Source organism: Candidatus Arsenophonus lipoptenae (genome assembly GCF_001534665.1).
Taxonomy (GTDB): Bacteria; Pseudomonadota; Gammaproteobacteria; order Enterobacterales; family Enterobacteriaceae; genus Arsenophonus; species Arsenophonus lipoptenae.
Window position 1 is genome coordinate 1 of the sequence record NZ_CP013920.1, and the last position, 21,107, is coordinate 21,107.

A 21,107-nucleotide genomic window follows, 5' to 3' on the forward strand; every position below is an offset into this window, starting at 1 on the left:
ATATGTTTAAATTTTTACATAAAAAACTACTAATTATTTATTTGTTAATCAATCAATTTAAATATATTTAAATTGATTGATTATAGATTATAATTAGTTTATCAGTTTTTTCTTTTTATTATATTATTAAATATCTTTATAAAAGTTATTTAATAACTTTATTTAAGTTATGATAGTTTTTAATAAATTGCAAAATATAATTTTTTCTTATCTTTGTTTTCTATAATTATAATTTTTTTATCTAAAATAATAATTAGTAATTACTATTATCTTGGCAATTAAGATGTAGATAATCTTTCATAAAATTCTATGTGTCGCAAATCACAAATTTAATTGTTTGGTCATATTTCTTTTTTTATTTTTTTGATAACTTAGCAGTAGTATTATTAATCTCAATATTATTAGTTATAATATTATCTATTGTTTTATTTAAACGTATAGTTAGAGATTCCAATTCTATAGAAAATTCTTTTTGTTTATTAATAATTTTACTTAATTGATATTTATTTTCCTGAATATGACCACGTAATATGTCTATATCATGTTGAACGTCTAATAAATTTTGGTGCATTTGATATAATAAATTGCTTTTAAAATCAATTAGAGTTTTATTATTAATAATATAGAAATTTGTAATTTCTGAATTAATATTAGCAATTGATATTTGTTTTGTATCTACTATTAATTCAATTATAGCGATTGATAAAGTCAAAATCATTTTTAAACAAAGATTGTGAAATATATTATTCATTTTATATAATACCATTATAGTATTTGTAGTACTACGCGACGATTTTTTGCATATGATGTTTCATTATGCCCTAATACTGCTGGTTTTTCTTTGCCATAAGAAATAATAAAAATTTGATCACTATCCACACCATGGCATTGGAAGTATAATTTCACAATAGTAGCGCGTCGTTCACCAAGTGCAATATTATACTCTGGTGAACCTAGTTCATCAGTATGCCCCTGAATTTTAATATGAATAAAAGGGTGTTGTCTTAAAAAAAAGACATATCTATCTAATAGATTTATGTATTCTTGAGAAATATAATAATTATTAAAATCAAAGTAAATAATATTTTTATTTACTATTTCTTTTATATTATTATTTAATATTTCTCTTGAAATAAACGAACCATTATCTACAATATTTTTTTTATTAATTTTTTTAAAATTACATGCTGTAATAGTAATAATAGATAGTATAATAGTTATTATTTTATTTAATTGCATCTAATTATATTCCTTTTTTTAAATAAAAATTTTTTGAATATTTATGATTACAAATAAGGTGACCATGACGGGAAATATACTTGTTTTTCACTAGATACTAAATGTGCTTTAAAACATCCATCAGTTGAAACTAATTTCAATTCACTGCCTATACCTTGTAAAGTGCTATAAATTACCATAGTGCCATTAGGTGATATACTAGGTGTTTCATCTAAAAAGGTATCTGTTAAAAATTCAATTTTACCTGTTTCTAAATCTTGCTTAACAATTTGTTGTTTACCATTATTAGAGTTAACCATTATAATAAATTTACCATCTGGACTAACACTTGGATCCTGATTTTGAACACCAAACCAAGTAATACGTTCTGGTATACCATTATTAATATTTACTTTATATATTTGTGGACTACCAGATTGATCAGAAGTATATACAATGGTATTGTTATCTGGCATCCAATTTGGTTCAGTATTATTATTACGATTATTTGTTATTTGTTTAATTTTACCACTTAATAAATTTTTTATATAAATATTTAAACTACCTGTTTTTGATAAAACAAAAGCAAGTTGTGTTCCATCAGGGGAAAATATAGGTGCACCATTATGACAAGGAAAATTAATAATTTCACTTATATCACCTGTTGATAATGTTTGAATAACTATAGTTGCAGTCCCATTTTCAAATGTTACATAGGCTAATTGTTCCCCGTTAGCTGACCAAGCCGGAGACATAAGAGGTTCCGGTGAGCGATGAATAGTAAATTGATTATAACCATCATAATCTGAAACTCTTAATTCATAAGGATTTTTTTTATCACTTGTTTTTACTATGTAAGCTATTCTTGTACGAAATGCCCCTTTAATACCAGTTAATTTAGCAAAAACTTCATCACTAATAGTGTGTGCAGCATAACGTAACCATTTAGCTGTTACTTTTAATTTATTTTGAGTTAATACCATTCCAGGAGATTTAATTAAATCAACTAGTTGATATTTAATTATATACTGACCATCAGAAGCAGGTTGTATTTGACCCACAACAACTGAATTAACATTTAATATAGACCAAATACTTGGCGTAATTTCTGATGCAGTAGTCGGTTGTTGAGGCATATCTTTTATATTAATTGGATTAAATTTACCACTATTTCTTAAATCAGAAGAAGTAATTTGTCCTATATCGTAAGGTAATGTTCCTATTCCAATCCATTTAAAAGGTACTATAGCAATAGGTTGTGCTGTACTATTACTATAAGTAATTTCAATGCTAATTTCTGCATTAACATATGTCATTGACATCATAAGAAAAATTTTTAATAAATAAAACATTTGTTTCATTTTTATCTCCTATCATTAAGATAATTAATATATATATTAATTATTTAATTTTAAAATTAATAAATATACAAAACTATGTAATTAAAAATTTTATTTATTTTTTACATATTATAATTATATAATTTTAGAAAATATATTTAGTTATATTAATAATTAATATAATACCTGTGTTTATAACACATATCTAGCTTGCTTATTTTTTAGTAAAGTATACTCTCTGTATCAATATCAAAAAAATAGCTTGTAGTTTTGTTATATGTGTTTACAAGAAAATACTTGCAGTGTAGTTGTTTTAACATTAGAATAGAATTTAGGTTAATAGAAATATTAGTAATGTTTTTTATAGAAAGATCAATGATGTTTTGTATTTTTAAATGCAGAGTAAAAATTATTATTTTTTGTTAACTGAATATTAATACTTATGACTTATGAATTAATAAATATTGTCATTAAAAATAAGTAATGAATTAATAATAATATTATATAATAAATAAATTAATACAAAGTTTTCTACTAAATTTTATTATATTATATATAATTATATTATATATAAAACAATTTTTGTTGTTTTATCTTGATAATCTTTATTTTTAATCATCAGAATTATTTTTTCTGACTTCAATTTGATCAAGAGCTAATACTGTAATTATAGAAAAACTACAAGCAAATAGTGTTCCTAAAATCCAAGCAAGATACCACATATTAATTATTATTCCTTAATATAATGAATGACTATTATTTTGGATTTGTATTTTATCAATTTTACTAAACATTTTACGATAACACCAAATTGTATAAGTTAATATAATTGGCATAAAAATAATAACAATAACAGTCATTACTTTTAATGTTAACAAACTTGCAGTAGCATCCCAAACAGTCAAACTAGCATTAAATTGTATACTTGAAGGGAGAATGAATGGAAACATACTGACACCAAAGGTTAAAATAATACAAGAAATTGTTAATGATGAAAATAAAAATGCTAATCCTGATTTATTAATTTTAGTCATGAATATTATAAATATTGGAAATATTAAAGCTAATATAGGTAAAATTAATAATACCGGATTTTTATAAAAATTAGTTAACCATGCAAAAGATTCCCTTATTACAATTTTATGCAGTGGATTAGAAACTCCATTAGTATTAATTATACTTTTAATTACATAACCATCTATTCCATAAATTAACCACCAAATAGCTATAAAGAAACTAATAGAAGTACAAACTGCAGTAATATAAGTGATATTACATGTGCGTGTATATAGTTCTTCTGTAGTACGCATTTGTAAATATGTAGCTCCATGAGTAATAATTACTATTATAGAAATAATACCTATTAATATACTATAAGGATTAAGTATATTTAAAATTGATCCTGTATAATTTATAAAAAATTGATTATTAATTGTAAAAGAAATTCCCTGTAATAAATTACCAAAGATAATCCCACCCAGTAATGGAGGTGTAAAGCTCCCGATAAATATACCATAATCCCAAATTTTACGCCACTTTAGATTATCTAATTTAGAACGATAGTCAAAACCTACTGGTCTAAAAAAAAGAGACGATAAAATTAATATTATAATAATATAAAATCCTGATAATGCTGCTGCATAAACAATAGGCCAAGCGGCAAAAAGTGCTCCAACAGCAGTGACTAACCAGACTTGATTACCATCCCAATGTGGGGCTATTGCATTAATCATAATCCTACGTTCGATATTTGTTTTTCCTATAAATGGTAATAAAATACCTACCCCCATATCAAAACCATCAGTAATAGCAAAAATGATTATCAATAATCCAATAATTGACCACCAAATAAATCTCATAACTTCGTAATTAAACATTAATACATCCCTGGTTACTTAATTTAACTTATAACTATTTTTAATTTTTTAATAAATAGGCCCTTTACGTACAAATTTAAACATCAATAATAACTCAATAATGAAAAATATAGTATATAGACCACATATTAATATCATAGAAAAAATCAAATTTGAAATACTTAGTGATGAATGCGCTATTGCAGTAGGTAAAATTTCACCAATTGCCCATGGTTGTCTACCATATTCAGAAACAAACCAACCAGATTCCATAGCAATCCATGGTAAAGGAATACTAAACATAGCTAATTTTAATACCCATTTTTTTTCATTTATTTGATTACGAATAACTGACCAAAATGATAAACTGAAAATAAGTAACATTAATAAGCCACAAGCAACCATAATACGAAATGCATAAAATATAGGTCCAACTTTAGGAATACTATCTTTTACGGCTGCTTTAATATGTTCATCTTTTGCATCGATTATATTATTTGTATAATATTTTAGCAATAATCCATAACCAAGATCTTTTTTATACTTGTCAAAATTTTTTTGTATATCAGGATTGTTATCACCTGTCTGTAATTTTCTTAAAAAATAATAAGCTTTAATACCATTACGGATGCGTACTTCATGTTGTGCCATTAAATCCTTTAATCCTAAAACAGGTGTATCTATAGAACGTGTAGTAATAATACCCATTATCCATGGAATAGATATTACGAATTTATTTTCCATTTTTTCACTATTTGGTATTGCAATAAGATTTAATGATGCAGGAGGTGGTTGGGTTTCCCATTCTGCTTCAATAGCAGCTAATTTTGTTTTCTGAACATCCCCCATTGTATAACCAGATTCATCACCTAGCACAATTACAGAAAGTACTGAAGCTATTCCAAAACTTGCTGCTATTGCAAATGAACGTTTCGCAAAATCATATTCACGATTTTTAAGTAAATAATAACTGCTAATACCTAAAACAAACATAGAACCAGTACAATAACCAGCAGCAATAGTATGAACAAATTTAACTTGTGCTACTGGATTAAATATTAATTCTAAAAAACTACGCATTTCCATACGCATAGTTTCAAAATTAAAATCAGCTGCAATTGGATTTTGCATCCAACTATTAGCAATCAAAATCCATAAAGCAGAAAAATTAGAGCCTAAAGCAACTAACCATGTAGTAGTTAAATGTTGAATTTTATTAAGACGATCCCAACCAAAAAGAAATAAACCAACAAATGTTGATTCAAGAAAAAAAGCCATTAATCCCTCAATTGCTAATGGAGCACCAAAAATATCGCCTACATAATGTGAATAATATGACCAGTTAGTTCCAAATTGAAATTCCATGGTTAACCCTGTTGCAATACCTAAAGCAAAATTAATAGCAAATAACTTTCCCCAAAATTTTGTCATATTTTTATATATTTGATTACCAGAAATAACGTATACTGTTTCTATGATAGCTAACAAAAAAGACATTCCAAGTGTCAAGGGTACAAATAAGAAATGATACATTGCAGTTAATGCAAACTGTAATCTAGATAATTCGACAATATCAAACATCTTAACTCCTTTATAACAGTCAAGAACTAATTGACTATTATTTAACTTATACAGAAACTTAAAAAAATAATTCATTTTAATTAAATCATAATCACTGTATTAATAAAAATGTTAATAGTCTTTAACATTAAGATAATAATACAATACAACTAATTACTATTAAATTTTAATAATAATTATTTAAAAAATTATTATTTAATTATATATTATTGATTTTTAATATTTATTATAATTATAATGAAATTATTATATCAATTTTTTATTCTTAAAAAATTTTACTTTAACAATAAATTAGTAAAATAAAATCATGATTAATTAAATAGTTGAAAATTATTTAGTATTTACATACTAAATAATCATATACTACTATATAATTTATGATTATGGTATTAATGTTTACTTATATAATATTTACCATTATAGATTTATAAGTGAAATTTAATTTCAGCAATAAAAATTTATAAGTGATTTTTTCGAATAAATAATAATTTATTGTTCAGCAACAATAACACCGTTTTTAATGTCTAAAATTACTAGCTTACCAGGAACTAACTCACCTGATAATATTTTTTTAGCTAATAAATTTTCTATTTCTTTTTGAATTATACGTTTTAAAGGCCGTGCACCAAATACAGGATCAAATCCGATTTCACTAAGTTGTGTCAATATTGCTTTTTTTATTATTATTTGATAACCTTGATCTTCCATACGTTTATATAAACGTAACAATTGGATTTGTGTAATTTCTACAATTTGTTCCTTGTTAAGTGGATGAAATACTACAACATCATCAATACGATTAATAAATTCTGGCCTAAAATTACTATTTACAACATCCATAACTATCCCTTTTATATTATTATAATCAAAATTATCAAAACTAGCTTGGATTAAATCAGATCCTAAATTTGAGGTCATAATAATAACTGTATTACAAAAATTTACTGTTCTTCCATGACCATCAGTTAAACGACCATCATCTAAAACTTGTAATAAAATATTGAAAATGTCATGATGTGCTTTTTCAATTTCATCAAGAAGAATAACAGAATAAGGATGACGGCGAACTTCCTCAGTTAAATAACCACCTTCTTCATATCCGACATAACCTGGTGGGGCTCCTATTAATCTAGAAACAGTATGTTTCTCCATAAATTCAGACATATCAATACGTATCATAGCATTATCACTATCAAATAAAAAATTAGCTACAGCTTTAGAAAGTTCAGTTTTACCTACACCTGTAGGACCTAAAAATAAAAATGAACCAATAGGTCTATTAGGATCAGATAATCCAGCACGATTACGTCTAATAGCATTTGATACTGCATTAACAGCTTTATCTTGACCAATTACACGTTTATGAATATCTTGTTCCATATGAAGTAATTTTTCACGTTCGCTTTTCAGCATTTTTGAAACAGGTATACCTGTCCAACGAGACAATATCTCAGCAATTTCAATATCAGTGACTTTATTACGTAATAAATTCATATTGTTATTATTTATTTTAGTAGATATTTCAAGTTTTTTTTCTAATTCTGGAATTTTTCCATATTGTAATTCTGACATTTTAGCTAAATCGCCACTACGCCTAGCTTGTTCTAAACTAATACGTGCAGTTTCTAATTTAGCTTTTATATTTTGAGTACCTATTAGCTTTGTTTTTTCTGATTTCCATTTTTCTTCTAATTCTAAATATTCCCGTTCTTTTTCTATTAATTCCTCTTTTAATATTTCAAGACGTTTTTTACTTGCTGCATCAGATTCCTTTATAAGAGCTTGTTTTTCAAGTTTTAATTGAATAATTCGTCTTTCTAAACGATCTAGCGATTCTGGTTTAGAATCAATTTGTAGTCGTAAGCTAGCACCTGCTTCATCAATTAAATCTATAGCTTTATCCGGTAACATACGATCAGAGATATAACGGTTTGCTAAACTAGCGGCAGCAACAATAGCAGGATCAGTTATCTGTACATGATGATGTAGTTCATAACGTTCTTTAAGTCCTCTTAATATAGCTATTGTAGCTTCTACAGTAGGTTCAGCAACATAAACTTTTTGAAAACGACGTTCTAATGCTGCATCTTTTTCTATGTATTTACGATACTCATCTAGAGTTGTTGCACCAACACAATGTAATTCACCTCTAGCAAGTGCTGGTTTTAACATATTACCAGCATCTATTGCACCTTCAACTTTGCCAGCTCCAACAATAGTATGTAATTCATCAATAAATAAAATTATATTACCTTTTTGTTTAGTTAAATTATTCAAAAGTAATTTTAAACGTTCTTCAAAATCACCTCTATATTTTGCACCAGCTAATAAAGCACCAATATCTAAAGAAAGAACATGTTTATTTTTCAATCCTTCTGGTACTTCACCATTAACAATTCTTTGAGCTAAACCTTCTATAATAGCTGTTTTACCTACTCCTGGTTCTCCTATTAAAACTGGATTATTTTTTGTTCTTCTTTGTAAAACTTGTATTGTTCTACGAATTTCTTCATCTCTTCCAATAACAGGATCAAGTTTACCTTCTTCTGCTCTTTCAATTAAATTAACTGTATACTTTTTCAGTACCTGATTTTGTTCTTCAGCACTTTGATTATTAATATTGCTACTGGCACTCATTTGTTTTATCGCCTTTTCCTTATTTTTTATTTACTTATATTGCTTCAGTAGATAAAAATACTAAAATATTCTAGAAATATTTTAGTATTAGAAATTTACCTTTTAAAAATTAAAAAAAATATTTTTATAAAAAATTTAATTTAATAATTATACATATACATCACTATTATTATTTTTTTAAATTAATATTTACAATATTTTAAAATGCATATTTAGTTTAGATATATATAACTATATGATTATTTTAAATATTTAAAAATTTTTGTTATAGTAAATAAAATTTATCTTAAATTAAAGTATTATTAATATTGTACTTATATCAATATATATAATTTTAATTAATTATTATTTAATATATATAATTATTAATTAATATTCTATTATATATATCTTTATACATTATATTTAAGTACATTTATTAATGTTATCATATCTTCAGGAAGATCTATACACCATTCCATTTTTATTCCTGTACTCGGATGATATAAACTTAACATTTTAGCATGAAGTGCCTGACGATTAAATTGACTAATAATATAATTCAATTTTTTAGAAATATATTTTGATTTATTTAATCGTCTACCATATACAGGATCACCAATTAAAGGATGATTAATATATGCCATATGAACACGAATTTGATGTGTTCTACCTGATTCTAAACGTAATTTAAGTCTAGTATAATATTGAAAATTTTCAATAACTTTATAATGTGTAATAGCTGGCTTTCCAGTATGATGAATAATCATATGTGTTCTCTTGGTCGGATGACGAGCAATAGGTTTATCTATTTTGCCATTAATAGTTATGCAACCATTAACTAATGCTTCATATTCACGTATAATTTTTTTTGTTTTAAAAGCTTCCAATAAATAACGCTGTGCATTTATTGTTTTTACAATAACCATTAATCCTGTAGTATCTTTATCAAGACGATGGATAATGCCTGCACGAGGGATATTAATATTTTTTGGATAATGATATAAAATTGCATTTAGAATTGTTCCTTGAGGATTACCATAACCTGGATGAACTACTAAATTTGATGATTTATTTATAACTAATATTTCATCATCCTCATAAACAATATTTAATGGAATATTCTGAGGTCTCCACGATATCTCTTCTTTAATCAAAATATTAATATCAATTTGCTCATTGCCGAATACTTTTTTTTTAGGAATATTTATAATCTTATCATTTAATTTTACTCTGTCATCTAAGATCCATTTTTTTATTTGTGAACGAGAATAATTAGGAAACAGTTCAGCTAATACCTTATCTAAGCGAGTGCCTAGTTGTGATTTTAGAATTTTTGATTTAAGTTTTAATTGTTGATCCATAAAATTATTTATTAAAAAAATAATATTTTATATTATCAAAGTGATATTTTGATTTAAATATTTGTTATTGTAATTTTCATACTATTTAATATTTTTATAGATAAAAATATACAGTTTAAAGGAATTATTTACATGATTCGATTTATAAAATATTTATTAACAATATTTATATTTAGTTTATTTATTAATGGATGTTCAAGTCAGAAACTTTCTATATCAAAAAACTCTCCATCTATTCTATATATTAATAGTCAAAAAAAATTACAGAATGGCAATTACAAAGGAGCAATAACATTATTAGAAATTCTTAATAATGATTATCCCTTTGGACCTTATCATCATCAAGCTCAGCTAGATATGATTTTTGCTTATTATAAATCATCAGAACTAAAATTAGCAATAACATCTATTAATAGATTTATTCGTATGAATCCAACACATCCAAATATTGATTATGTGTTATATATAAGGGGTATTACAACACAAGAATTAGATGATGATATTTTGCAAAAATTTTTTTGTATCGATCGTTCAGATCGTGATCCTCAATATGCTATTATGGCTTTTAAAGATTTTAGCAATTTAGTTCGGTTTTACCCAAATAGTATCTATGCAACAGATGCTATTAAACGTTTATTTTTTTTAAAAGAACGTTTAGCAAAATATGAGTTAGCTATTATTAAATATTATAATAAACGTGGTGCTTATATTTCTGTTATTAATCATACAGAACAAATGTTAAAAAAATATCCAGATACTCAGTCTACATTTAAAGCACTAAAATATATGGCAAGGGCTTATAATGAATTAGGTTTAATTAAAGAAAAAAATAAGGTTACAAAATTAATATTATATAATCTCAGAATAACTAAAAGTAATTAATAGAAATAAATATAAAATTATACTAAGATAATAGTATTTTAATCTATTTAAACAGATAATCTAATTTGTTGATAATTTGAATTATAAATAAATAAAATTTTTATCTATAAATAGATACTATAATTATTATTATCAAATATTTATAAAAACTTAGAAATCACTTGAAAATATGATTTTAATCATACCAGATTATTTTAGTTGTTAAAATTCAGTAAAAATATTTTTTAAAATAAACCATATAGTTAGTTATTAATAGAAAAATATTTAATAAATATTAAATCTACTAATTTCCTTAAACAAAAATAAAATTTTCTATTTTTATTAAAATTAATTAACTATAAAAAATTTTATTTTTTATACTAAAAAAGTCTTTTATTTTTTGTCCATTTTATGCTTAATTCAGCGTGATCTTTGATACATCTTGCGGAATCTGTAATAAATACATCAACTGCTGTAATAAGTTCATTGTTATAATAAATCAAAGGAATTCTATTTCTTAACCATGGAGCAATACCTAATTCTTGCCAAATTTTTTTACTTCTTTTAGTATATTTATGTCCAATAATTTTAATATTTCCTTTTAATCCAAAACGAATAGTCACCTCTTCATTCGGAAGAGGAGCTCGGATTTTTTTCCCATGATTTACATTTGTAATCATCAGAGTACCTAGATTATCAGGTAATTTAATTTTTTTAGATAAATGCCATTGCAAACAAATTTTAGTGATATCATTAAATTTAGGTAACAACCACAGTTCTTTTTTATAACGCCTAATGACATTATCGGCCAAAATAAATTTTGGTTCTGCATCTGATCTTGCACAAATTACATCTTGCCAAATTTGTTTTAATTGCACTCTGGTAGGCATTAAAATTTTATATAACCTAAACCAACTACGTAATATTGCATTACGTTTTTTTTCAGAAAATTCTACTAAAGGATCAAGTTTTAAAGATCCATCAGTAGTTAATAACTTAGATAAATAATCTTCTAATAATTCATTTACTAATTTTTCTTGTTCTGCGCATAAATTGGCACTTCTAGCTACTGATTTTAAAAAATAAGGCCATCTTATATTAAAACAGGGCATGATAGTCAATCTTAAAAAATTACGATCATATATTTGATTATAGTTACTATCATCATCTATCCAAGTTAGATTGTTTTTTTGAGCATACATAGTCAATTCTTGACGACTAAATAATAATAGTGGTCTAACTAAATAGGTATGCCCAAATTCAATAGAAACAGGCATAGCAGATAACCCTGCTGGCCCACTGCCTCTTTTTAAAGCTAATAAAAAAGTTTCCGCTTGATCATTTAAATGTTGAGCAGTGACAATTATTTCATTCTGTAATAGAATTCTACGAAGTGTTTTATACCTTGCATCACGAGCAGCAGCCTCAATACCTTTTTTGGATTTATATATATGTATATCATAAGAACAAAATGCTACTTTTAAATTTAAACAAATATGCTTACAGTGTACCCCCCAGCTATTAGACTTATTATTAAGTCCGTGATTAATATAAGCTGCTCTAATGTTAAGATTTGGAATTGTTGTGTTCCGTAATACGGTTAGAGCATGTAACAAGACAGTTGAATCTAATCCACCACTAAAAGCTACTAATATCTTAAGGTTAGAACCAATTATTTTTGTAATTTGATTTAATATAACTGATTCATTAATATGTGTCATTATTTTAATACTGTTATAATTTATAAATTAGATTATTTTATTATTAATCATTAATATCATTTTTATTTAATTTATTATTTATTTTTTTGTTTTTAATTTTTTGTAATAAAATTAACAATAACCACAATCCATTAAACGTTGATAACGACGGTTTCTTAACTCTTCTGGATTAAATGAATCTATATCACTTAAATCATTTAAAATACGTTGTTTAAGATTATACGCAATTTGTTCATAATTTCGATGTGCCCCACCTAAAGGTTCTTCGACGATATTATCAATTAAGTTAAGTGATTTTAACCGTGCTGCTGTAATACCCATAGCTTCAGCAGCTAACGGTGCTTTATCTGTACTTTTCCACAGAATAGAAGCACATCCTTCTGGTGAAATAACAGAATAAGTACTATATTGCAACATATTAATTTTATCTCCAACTCCTATTGCTAACGCTCCTCCTGATCCCCCTTCGCCAATTATTGTACAAATAATAGGTACAGAGAGTCTAGACATTTCAAGTAAATTACGAGCAATTGCTGCAGCTTGCCCACTTTCTTCTGCCCCAATACCTGGATAAGCCCCTGGTGTATCGATAAAAGTAATAATAGGTAACTTAAAACGTTCAGCAATCTCCATTAATCGTAAAGCCTTACGATATCCCTCTGGCGATGGCATTCCAAAGTTACGATGGATTTTTTCTTTTGTTTCTCGTCCTTTTTGATGACCTATGATCATTACTGGTCTTCCATCTAATCTAGCTAATCCACTAACAATAGCCTTATCATCAGCATAAACACGATCACCTGATAATTCTTGAAAATGAGTAAAAATACGTTGTGTATAATCTAAAGTATAGGGTCGCATAGGATGACGGGCTAGTTGTGCTATTTGCCAAGCACCTAAGTTAGAAAAAATTTTTCTTGTTAAATCTAAACTCTTTTCGCGAAGTTTATTAACTTCTTCATCTAAATCAATATCTAATTTTGTATCTTGACGATTTACTGCTATTAATGAATCTATTTTTGCTTCTAATTCCGCAATTGGCTGCTCAAAATCTAAAAAACTATAACTCATAATATTCCTATTTAATCAAATTTTAAATTTACTTGATTATCACTTAATAAATTTCGTAATTCAGTTAAAAGACTATCTTTAGGAGTAACTCTCCAATCTACACTTAATTGTAATTTCGTTAAAGCAGATTTTTTTTGATAGTATAAATTAATTGGGACTATCCCTGAACTATAAGGTTTTAATATCCTACAAATATTATTTAATAATTGTTTATTAATTTGATTATTTGTCAATGTTATAGCAATACTTTTTACATATTTTTCACGAGCTTCATTAAGATCCATTAATTTAAAAACAGACATTCTATTATAACCATTAAAATTATTAAATATCATTGAACCTATGGCAATTAATATTTTATCTTTTTTTAATAAATGCTGATATTTTTCTATTGTATTAGAAAATAATATTATATCTAATCTTCCAGATCGATCATCTAAGGTACATATAATTATTTTGTTACCTTTTCTAGTTGTTATTGATTTAATAGTCAGTACTAAACCAACTGCAGTTATTATTTTTCCATTAACTGTAGTATTTATATCCTTTAATTGTAATCCATTAGAATAATGTTTAATTTCAGATAAATAAGTATTAATAGGATGACTGGTTAAATAAAGACCTAATGTTTCTCTTTCACCATCTAATAAAGTATTTTCAGGCCATATTTCTACATTAGCATAGGATTGTGCAATTTGTTCAGTAGTTTTTGTTAATACACCAAACATATCAGTTTGACCAATATATTTTGATTTAGCATATTGGGTTGCCGCTTTTAATGCATTATCTAATGAAACCATTAATGCTGCACGGTGAGGTGCTAAATAATCACAAGCACCAGACATAATTAATTTTTGCATCACTCTTCGATTTAATTTTTTTATATCTACTCTTAAACAAAGATCAAAAATATCTTTAAAATATCCACCTTTCTTACGCGATTCAATAATCGCATTTATTGATCCCTTACCAACACCTTTAATAGCACCAATACCATAAACAATTTCATTTTTATAATTAACGTGAAAATGATATAATCCACTATTAATATCTGGTGGTAATATTTTTAGACCTATACGGTAACATTCATCAACTAAACTAACCATTTTTTCAGTATTATCCATATCTGCTGTCATAACTGCTGCCATAAATTCAGCTGGATAATGAGTTTTTAACCAAAGAGTTTGATAAGAAACTAATGCGTAAGCAGTAGAATGTGATTTATTGAATCCATAACCAGCAAATTTTTCTACTAAGTCAAAAATTTTCATGCCTAATTTGCCGTTAATACCATTTTTAATAACTCCTGATTTAAAAACTGAGCGCTGTGCAGCCATTTCTTGCGTTTTTTTCTTACTCATTGCTATTCGTAATATATCTGCTTTACCTAGTGTATAACCAGCAAGTAATTGAGCAATTTTCATAACTTGCTCTTGATAAAGAATAATACCATAAGTTGATTCTAAAACTGACTTTAAAGATTCATGTTGCCATTCAACATCAGGATAAGAAATAATTTCACGACCATGTTTACGATCAATAAAGTTATCTACCATTCCTGACTGTAATGGTCCAGGACGGAAAAGTGCTATCAAAGCAACTATATCTTCAAAGCAATCAGGACGTAATCTCTTAATTAGATCCTTCATACCTCTAGATTCTAACTGAAATACCGCTGTCGTTTCTGATCTTTGCAATATATTAAAACATTTTTGATCATTCATAGGAATTGTTTTGATATCTATTGGAGCTAATTTTTTTTTTGCACGACGTTGATTAATCATATCTAATGCCAAATTAATGACTGTTAATGTCTTTAAGCCAAGAAAATCAAATTTTACTAAACCTATATATTCAACATCATTTTTATCAAGTTGAATTAGAGGATTTTTACCCTCATGATCACAATATAATGGTGCAAAATCTGTTATTTTTGTTGGTGCAATAACTACCCCACCAGAATGTTTACCTGGATTACGAATAACACCTTCTAATTTAAGAGCTATATCTATTAGTTCCTTAACTTCTTCATCAATATCATACATTTGTTTGAGTTGTGGTTCTATAATAAATACTTTTTTAAGTGTGATACCAGGATCCATTGGAATTAATTTTGAAATGCGATTAACAAATCCATATGGATGACCTAATACCCTTCCAACATCTCTAATAACAGCCCTTGCTGCCATAGTATTAAAGGTAATAATTTGTGATACTGTTTCACGACCATACATTTGAGTAACATGTTCAATAACCTGATCTCTTTTTTCCATACAAAAATCAATATCAAAATCAGGCATAGATACACGTTCAGGATTTAAAAACCGTTCAAATAGTAAATCAAATGCAAGCGGATCTAAATCAGTAATTTTTAATGCATAAGCAACTAAAGAACCAGCACCTGAACCTCGACCTGGTCCTACTGGAATATAGTTTTTTTTTGACCATTTAATAAATTCCATTACGATTAAAAAATAACCTGGGAAACCCATTTGATTGATCACTTGAAGTTCAGTATCTAATCGTTCATCATATTTTGCTCGATATTTATCTTTATCATTTTTATTTGGATAAATTATTTGTAAACGTTCTTCAAGACCATTTTTAGCGCATTTAATAAGAAAATTTTCTGTTGTCATATTCCCAGTAGGAAATTGCGGAAGAAAATATTCACCTAAACGAATCATTACATTACATCGTTTAGCTATTTCAACACTATTTTGAAGTGCTTCTGGAATATCAATAAATAATTTAACCATTTCCTGTTCATTTTTTAAATATTGTTGAGGAGTATAATGTTTAGGCCTTTTTGGATCAGAAAATGTAAAACCATTTTGAATTGCTACACGTATTTCGTGTGCTAAAAAATCTTTTTTATCAATAAAACGAACATTATTCGTAGCAACAACTGGTATATCTTTTACTTTTGCTAACTTAACTACTTTATTTATATAAATATTTTCATCAGAACTACCAGTTCTTACAAGTTCAAAATAATAGTTATCTAAAAAATGAGTTTGATAAAAATTCAGACATTTATCAGCTAATTGTTGATTTCCACGTAATAAAATTTTTCCTATATCTCCCATACAACCACCAGATAGTAGTAATAATCCATTTTTATGTGTTACTAACCATTCTTGTTTTATTGTTGGACCTATAGCACCGTAACCTTTTTTATAGGCTTTTGAAATAAGTAATATTAAATTATGATAACCTGCATTATTTTTAGCAAGTATTGTTAAATGTGCTATTTCGTTATTTAATAATTGATTTTCCAAATAAAAATCAGCACCAATGATAGGTTTTACACCTGCTGTATTGGCAGCATCATAAAATTTTATTAATCCATATAGATTAGTAAAATCAGTTATTGCTAATGCCGGCATACCTAATTCTATAATTTTATTAACTAATGTGTTAATCTTTGCCATGCCATCAATAACAGAATAATCACTATGTACACGCAAGTGTATAAAACGTGGTTCAGCCATTTTTTAATTATTCTCTTTCATATAATTTATTTAAATTAATTTATTAATAACAAAAATTATATTATATAAAATGTTTTTTGAATTAAACTTTATTAAATAATTTTATTATTTAGCTATTATTAAATGATATATGAATTTTTTTTAATATTTAAGAATGTATTATTTAAAGTATAATAAAATATGAAGTTATTACTAATAATAATAAAATTAAGACTGATCATTATCATAATGATAAGTATCATATTTATTATTTTCTATAATTATCAATATTTATTTGATATATTTAATAAATAATTAAAAAACTTTATTTTTTGTAATCTGAATTATTTTTTAATTTTTCAAAATAAATAATATAAATTATAGATTATAAATTATTTATTTTTATTAAATTTTAAGATCTCCTTTGCTGCCTTTTGATCAGCATTACAACGAATACTTTGATGTAATTGAAAAAAAATTTGTTTTAGATATTTAACTTTTTTTTTATTAGTTAATAAATCCTTCAGTGATTGTGCTAATTTTTTAGGTTGACAATCTTTCTGAATAAATTCATTGATTAATTTTTTATTTGCCAATAAATTTGGTAATGAAATAAAAGAAAGTTTTATAAAACGTTTAACTAACCAATAAGTTATTGGGTGAATTTTGTATCCAACTACCATAGGACATTTTGCTAACATACATTCTAATGTAGCTGTTCCTGAAGCCAATAAGGTTACATCAGCTGTTATCATTGCTGTAAGTGATTGCCTATCTAAAATTTTCAATGGCAAATTCAAAGAAATATCTTTATAAATCTTTTCAAATTGTTGTCTTCTTTTTTTATTAACTACAGGAACTAAAATTTGCAAATTTGGGAAATCTTTTGTTAAAATTTTTGCTGCTTGCAAAAATTTTACACTTAACATCTTAACTTCATAATAACGGCTACCAGGTAAAATAGTTAAACATTTAACATCATTATTGATATTCAGTTGTATTCTAGCAGCTTGTTTATTAGGTTTTAATGGTACAATATCTGCTATTGTATGACCTACAAAACGACATGAAATGTTATAGCTATCATATATTTTTTTTTCAAAAGGGTATAAAGTTAGTACTAAATCTGTAGCTGATCTTATTGTAAAAATACGATTTTGCCTCCATGCCCAAATAGAAGGACTTACATAATGAATAGTTTTTATACCTGTTTGTTTTAATTTTTTCTCAAGAAAAAGATTAAAATCAGGCGCATCTATACCAATAAATACATCAGGTTGCAATTTAGTAAATCTCTTTATCAAATTAAATCTAATTTGTAATAATCGTGGTAATTTTCTTAAAACTTCAATAATACCCATACAAGAGATTTCTTCTATATCATACAAAGTTTCACATCCTTCTTTTTTCATTAAAGGTCCAGTTACACCAATAAAATAAGCATTAGGGACTATTTGTTTTAGCGAACGAATAAGCCCTGCACCTAATATATCACCTGATGTTTCTCCAGCAACAAAACCGACCGTAAAAGGGCGTTGTTGAATTTTAATTTGATGATTATAAATCAAGTATTTTTCCTATTAAAATTATTTAATTATCTAATAATTCCACGATTAGATTTTGCTGATTTTTCTAAAAAATCACTTATTATTTTGATGTGTTGATTATTTTTGCCCAATGAAATTAATTCTTGTCTAGCCTCATTAAATGTTTTACCATAACGATAAAGAATTTTATATGCTTTTTTAATCATATCTAATGATTTTTTATTAAACCCACGTCGTTTTAATCCTTCAGTATTTACTCCATAAGCAGTAGCATGATTTCCTTGCGCAATAACATAAGGTGGGACATCTTTAGTTACCCCAGAACAACCTCCAACCATAACATGAGCACCTATCTGACAAAATTGATGTACCGCACTCATTCCGCCTATAATAGCATAATCATCTAATTTAACGTGTCCACCAAGTGTCCCATTATTAGCAATAATACAATAATTACCTAAAAAACAATCGTGTGCTATATGTGTATTAACCATTAATAAATTATCATTACCTATTTTTGTCAACCCACCACCTTGCCTAGTACCTCTATGAATAGTGCAACTTTCCCTAATAAGATTACGATCACCAATTTCAACTCTAGATTGTTCTCCTTTGTATTTAAGATCTTGATTTATTTCACCTATAGTGACAAACTGAAATATCTTATTATTACATCCAATTTTTGTTATACCATTTATTACCACATGGGATTTTAATGTGGTATCTGCACCAATTTCTACTTGAGAACCAATATAGCAAAATGGTCCTATACGAACATGAACATTGATAATCGCGCCTTCTTCAATAATAGAAGAAGGATGAATAATCGCTGTCTTATTAATCATTGATGCCCTCATTTTCAAGATTCTTGATTACGTGCACACATCATGGTAGCTTCACAAACAACTTTTTTATCTACTTTTGCACTACCCTTAAAACGTGTCAAACCTCGTTTAGTTTTAATAAATGTTATCTCAAAAATCATCTGATCTCCTGGTTTTACTGGATGTTTAAATCTAGCTTCATCAATACCAGCAAAATAATACAATTCGCCAGGTTTTAATTTTCCGACACTTTTAAATGCTAAAATACCAGCAGCCTGGGCCATGGCCTCAAGAATTAATACACCAGGGAAAATTGGTTTACCAGGGAAATGACCTTGGAAAAAAGGTTCATTAAAAGAGACATTTTTTATTGCACGTAAAAATTTACCTTCTTCAAAATCTAATACACGATCTACTAACAAAAAAGGATAGCTGTGGGGTAATAACCCTAAAATTTCTTCTATATCCAGAGTATATTTATCACTCATAGAAAAGACTCTTCTTGTTAAAATTAAAAATTATATATGAATAATACGGCCTGCTTTAACCTTAAATAAGGTTATTTTGCAGGCCGTATTAACAAATTTATACAGTGCTTTCTTATTTAATTATTTTACCTAATACTTTACGTTCTATAATTTTCAGACGCTTAGCAATTTCGTTAATATTTAAGATTAAAGCTGCTGTTTTACGCCAAACTTTATTTGGTTGTAATGGAATACCAGAAGAGTATATTCCAGGCTTATTAATTGGTCGCATCACCATACCCATACCAGTTATGGTAACTTTATCACAAATTTTTATATGCCCATTAATTACACAAGCACCACCAATCATACAATATTGACCTATTTTTAAACTACCAGCCATAATAACCCCACCAGCAACAGCAGTATGATCTCCTATGATTACATTATGCGCAATCTGACATTGATTATCAATTATAACACCATTACCAATAATTGTATTATCTAATGCACCGCGATCAATAGTGGTACAGGCACCAATTTCAACATTATTACTAATAATAACTGTACCTAATTGGGGAATTTTTACCCATTGACCTTTTTCATTTGCGTAACCAAAACCATCAGAACCAATTACTGTTCCTGATTGAATCAAACATTTTTCACCTATTTCTACATCATGATAAATAGAAACATTTGCCCATAAACGAGTATTTTTACCAATTTTGACATTTTTACCAATAAAACAACCTGCACCAATAATAACTTGGTTACCTAATATTACTCCAGACTCAATAACAGCATTAGCCCCAATAGCAACATTCTTTCCAAGTTTGACGTTTTCTGAAATAATAGAAGAAGGATGAATATTTTGTGCTGGTTGAGGTGTTGTATCTAAAATTTGAGCTAATCTAGCATAAGCTAGATAAGGATCTTTAACAACTAATGCTACTATATCACTATTTGGTAAATCTTGTTGTTTTAATATCACAGCGGTAGCTTTACATTTTTTTAATTGAGTAAGATATCTACTATCAGATAAAAAAGTAATTTGCCCTTTTTTAGCTAAATGCATAGGTGCGATACTGGTAACGATGGCATTACCATCACCATATAATTCCGCATCTAATTTTTGGGCTAAATCAGATAATTTAATGGAAACCATCTA

15 protein-coding genes and 1 pseudogene are annotated in these 21,107 nt (G+C 26.6%); 1 reads left to right on the forward strand and 15 read right to left on the reverse strand.

Going from position 1 to position 21,107, the window contains the following annotated elements:
• Positions 1–355 precede the first annotated feature (355 nt).
• The 8 genes and pseudogenes from AUT07_RS00005 to rluD form a co-directional block, all read right to left on the reverse strand.
• A complete protein-coding gene (locus tag AUT07_RS00005) occupies positions 356–751 on the reverse strand; it encodes a YbgF trimerization domain-containing protein (protein WP_066282482.1) in 396 nt (131 codons plus the stop codon).
• Between the two features lie 14 nt (positions 752–765).
• Positions 766–1,239 (reverse strand): peptidoglycan-associated lipoprotein Pal, encoded by a 474-nt coding sequence (gene pal, locus AUT07_RS00010; protein WP_066282488.1) that lies wholly within the window; start codon positions 1,237–1,239, stop codon positions 766–768.
• A gap of 47 nt (positions 1,240–1,286) precedes the next feature.
• Positions 1,287–2,579 (reverse strand): Tol-Pal system beta propeller repeat protein TolB, encoded by a 1,293-nt coding sequence (tolB, locus tag AUT07_RS00015; RefSeq protein WP_066282491.1) that lies wholly within the window; start codon positions 2,577–2,579, stop codon positions 1,287–1,289.
• A 590-nt stretch (positions 2,580–3,169) separates the two neighbouring features.
• A complete protein-coding gene (gene cydX / locus AUT07_RS00020) occupies positions 3,170–3,280 on the reverse strand; it encodes a cytochrome bd-I oxidase subunit CydX (RefSeq protein WP_066282494.1) in 111 nt (36 codons plus the stop codon).
• Positions 3,281–3,295: 15 nt separating this feature from the next.
• Positions 3,296–4,435, reverse strand: coding sequence for a cytochrome d ubiquinol oxidase subunit II (cydB, locus tag AUT07_RS00025; RefSeq protein WP_066282497.1), 1,140 nt, complete (start codon positions 4,433–4,435; stop codon positions 3,296–3,298).
• A 48-nt stretch (positions 4,436–4,483) separates the two neighbouring features.
• Entirely contained in the window at positions 4,484–5,995 is a 1,512-nt protein-coding gene (locus AUT07_RS00030) for a cytochrome ubiquinol oxidase subunit I (RefSeq protein WP_066282502.1), read from the reverse strand.
• Positions 5,996–6,484: 489 nt separating this feature from the next.
• A pseudogene (clpB, locus tag AUT07_RS00035) lies at positions 6,485–8,656 on the reverse strand (ATP-dependent chaperone ClpB); the annotation flags it as partial.
• A gap of 368 nt (positions 8,657–9,024) precedes the next feature.
• On the reverse strand, positions 9,025–9,975 hold the full coding sequence (gene rluD, locus AUT07_RS00040) for a 23S rRNA pseudouridine(1911/1915/1917) synthase RluD (RefSeq protein WP_066282504.1): 951 nt from the start codon (positions 9,973–9,975) through the stop codon (positions 9,025–9,027).
• Between the two features lie 132 nt (positions 9,976–10,107).
• Here rluD and bamD point away from each other — a divergent pair, with 132 nt between their 5' ends.
• On the forward strand, positions 10,108–10,857 hold the full coding sequence (bamD, locus tag AUT07_RS00045) for an outer membrane protein assembly factor BamD (RefSeq protein WP_066282506.1): 750 nt from the start codon (positions 10,108–10,110) through the stop codon (positions 10,855–10,857).
• Between the two features lie 359 nt (positions 10,858–11,216).
• On the opposite strand, the gene tilS is transcribed toward bamD, so the two are convergent.
• The 7 genes from tilS to lpxD form a co-directional block, all read right to left on the reverse strand.
• A complete protein-coding gene (tilS, locus tag AUT07_RS00050; protein WP_066282510.1) occupies positions 11,217–12,557 on the reverse strand; it encodes a tRNA lysidine(34) synthetase TilS in 1,341 nt (446 codons plus the stop codon).
• Between the two features lie 111 nt (positions 12,558–12,668).
• A complete protein-coding gene (accA, locus tag AUT07_RS00055; protein ID WP_066282512.1) occupies positions 12,669–13,628 on the reverse strand; it encodes an acetyl-CoA carboxylase carboxyl transferase subunit alpha in 960 nt (319 codons plus the stop codon).
• 11 nt (positions 13,629–13,639) lie between these two features.
• The gene (gene dnaE, locus AUT07_RS00060; RefSeq protein ID WP_066282514.1) at positions 13,640–17,122 is read right to left on the reverse strand and encodes a DNA polymerase III subunit alpha; all 3,483 of its coding nucleotides are present in this window, start codon (positions 17,120–17,122) and stop codon (positions 13,640–13,642) included.
• Between the two features lie 371 nt (positions 17,123–17,493).
• Positions 17,494–18,645: a lipid-A-disaccharide synthase gene (gene lpxB / locus AUT07_RS00065; RefSeq protein ID WP_066284130.1), complete on the reverse strand. Its 1,152-nt coding sequence runs from the start codon at positions 18,643–18,645 to the stop codon at positions 17,494–17,496.
• Positions 18,646–18,695: 50 nt separating this feature from the next.
• A complete protein-coding gene (gene lpxA / locus AUT07_RS00070; protein ID WP_066284132.1) occupies positions 18,696–19,493 on the reverse strand; it encodes an acyl-ACP--UDP-N-acetylglucosamine O-acyltransferase in 798 nt (265 codons plus the stop codon).
• A gap of 14 nt (positions 19,494–19,507) precedes the next feature.
• Positions 19,508–19,960 carry a 3-hydroxyacyl-ACP dehydratase FabZ gene (gene fabZ, locus AUT07_RS00075; protein ID WP_066282516.1) on the reverse strand — a complete coding sequence of 151 codons (453 nt, stop codon included), beginning with the start codon at positions 19,958–19,960 and terminating at the stop codon, positions 19,508–19,510.
• Between the two features lie 112 nt (positions 19,961–20,072).
• Complete coding sequence (lpxD, locus tag AUT07_RS00080; protein ID WP_066282519.1) at positions 20,073–21,104, reverse strand: UDP-3-O-(3-hydroxymyristoyl)glucosamine N-acyltransferase; 1,032 nt, start codon at positions 21,102–21,104, stop codon at positions 20,073–20,075.
• Between the last annotated feature and the right edge of the window lie 3 nt (positions 21,105–21,107).

Bases quoted from the DNA above. Each gene is read 5' to 3' on its own strand.
- AUT07_RS00005 (WP_066282482.1), bottom strand. From the start codon at position 751: ATGAATAATATATTTCACAATCTTTGTTTAAAAATGATTTTGACTTTA.
- pal (WP_066282488.1), bottom strand. From the start codon at position 1,239: ATGCAATTAAATAAAATAATAACTATTATACTATCTATTATTACTATT.
- tolB (WP_066282491.1), bottom strand. From the start codon at position 2,579: ATGAAACAAATGTTTTATTTATTAAAAATTTTTCTTATGATGTCAATG.
- cydX (WP_066282494.1), bottom strand. From the start codon at position 3,280: ATGTGGTATCTTGCTTGGATTTTAGGAACACTATTTGCTTGTAGTTTT.
- cydB (WP_066282497.1), bottom strand. From the start codon at position 4,435: ATGTTTAATTACGAAGTTATGAGATTTATTTGGTGGTCAATTATTGGA.
- AUT07_RS00030 (WP_066282502.1), bottom strand. From the start codon at position 5,995: ATGTTTGATATTGTCGAATTATCTAGATTACAGTTTGCATTAACTGCA.
- rluD (WP_066282504.1), bottom strand. From the start codon at position 9,975: ATGGATCAACAATTAAAACTTAAATCAAAAATTCTAAAATCACAACTA.
- bamD (WP_066282506.1), top strand. From the start codon at position 10,108: ATGATTCGATTTATAAAATATTTATTAACAATATTTATATTTAGTTTA.
- tilS (WP_066282510.1), bottom strand. From the start codon at position 12,557: ATGACACATATTAATGAATCAGTTATATTAAATCAAATTACAAAAATA.
- accA (WP_066282512.1), bottom strand. From the start codon at position 13,628: ATGAGTTATAGTTTTTTAGATTTTGAGCAGCCAATTGCGGAATTAGAA.
- dnaE (WP_066282514.1), bottom strand. From the start codon at position 17,122: ATGGCTGAACCACGTTTTATACACTTGCGTGTACATAGTGATTATTCT.
- lpxA (WP_066284132.1), bottom strand. From the start codon at position 19,493: ATGATTAATAAGACAGCGATTATTCATCCTTCTTCTATTATTGAAGAA.
- fabZ (WP_066282516.1), bottom strand. From the start codon at position 19,960: ATGAGTGATAAATATACTCTGGATATAGAAGAAATTTTAGGGTTATTA.
- lpxD (WP_066282519.1), bottom strand. From the start codon at position 21,104: ATGGTTTCCATTAAATTATCTGATTTAGCCCAAAAATTAGATGCGGAA.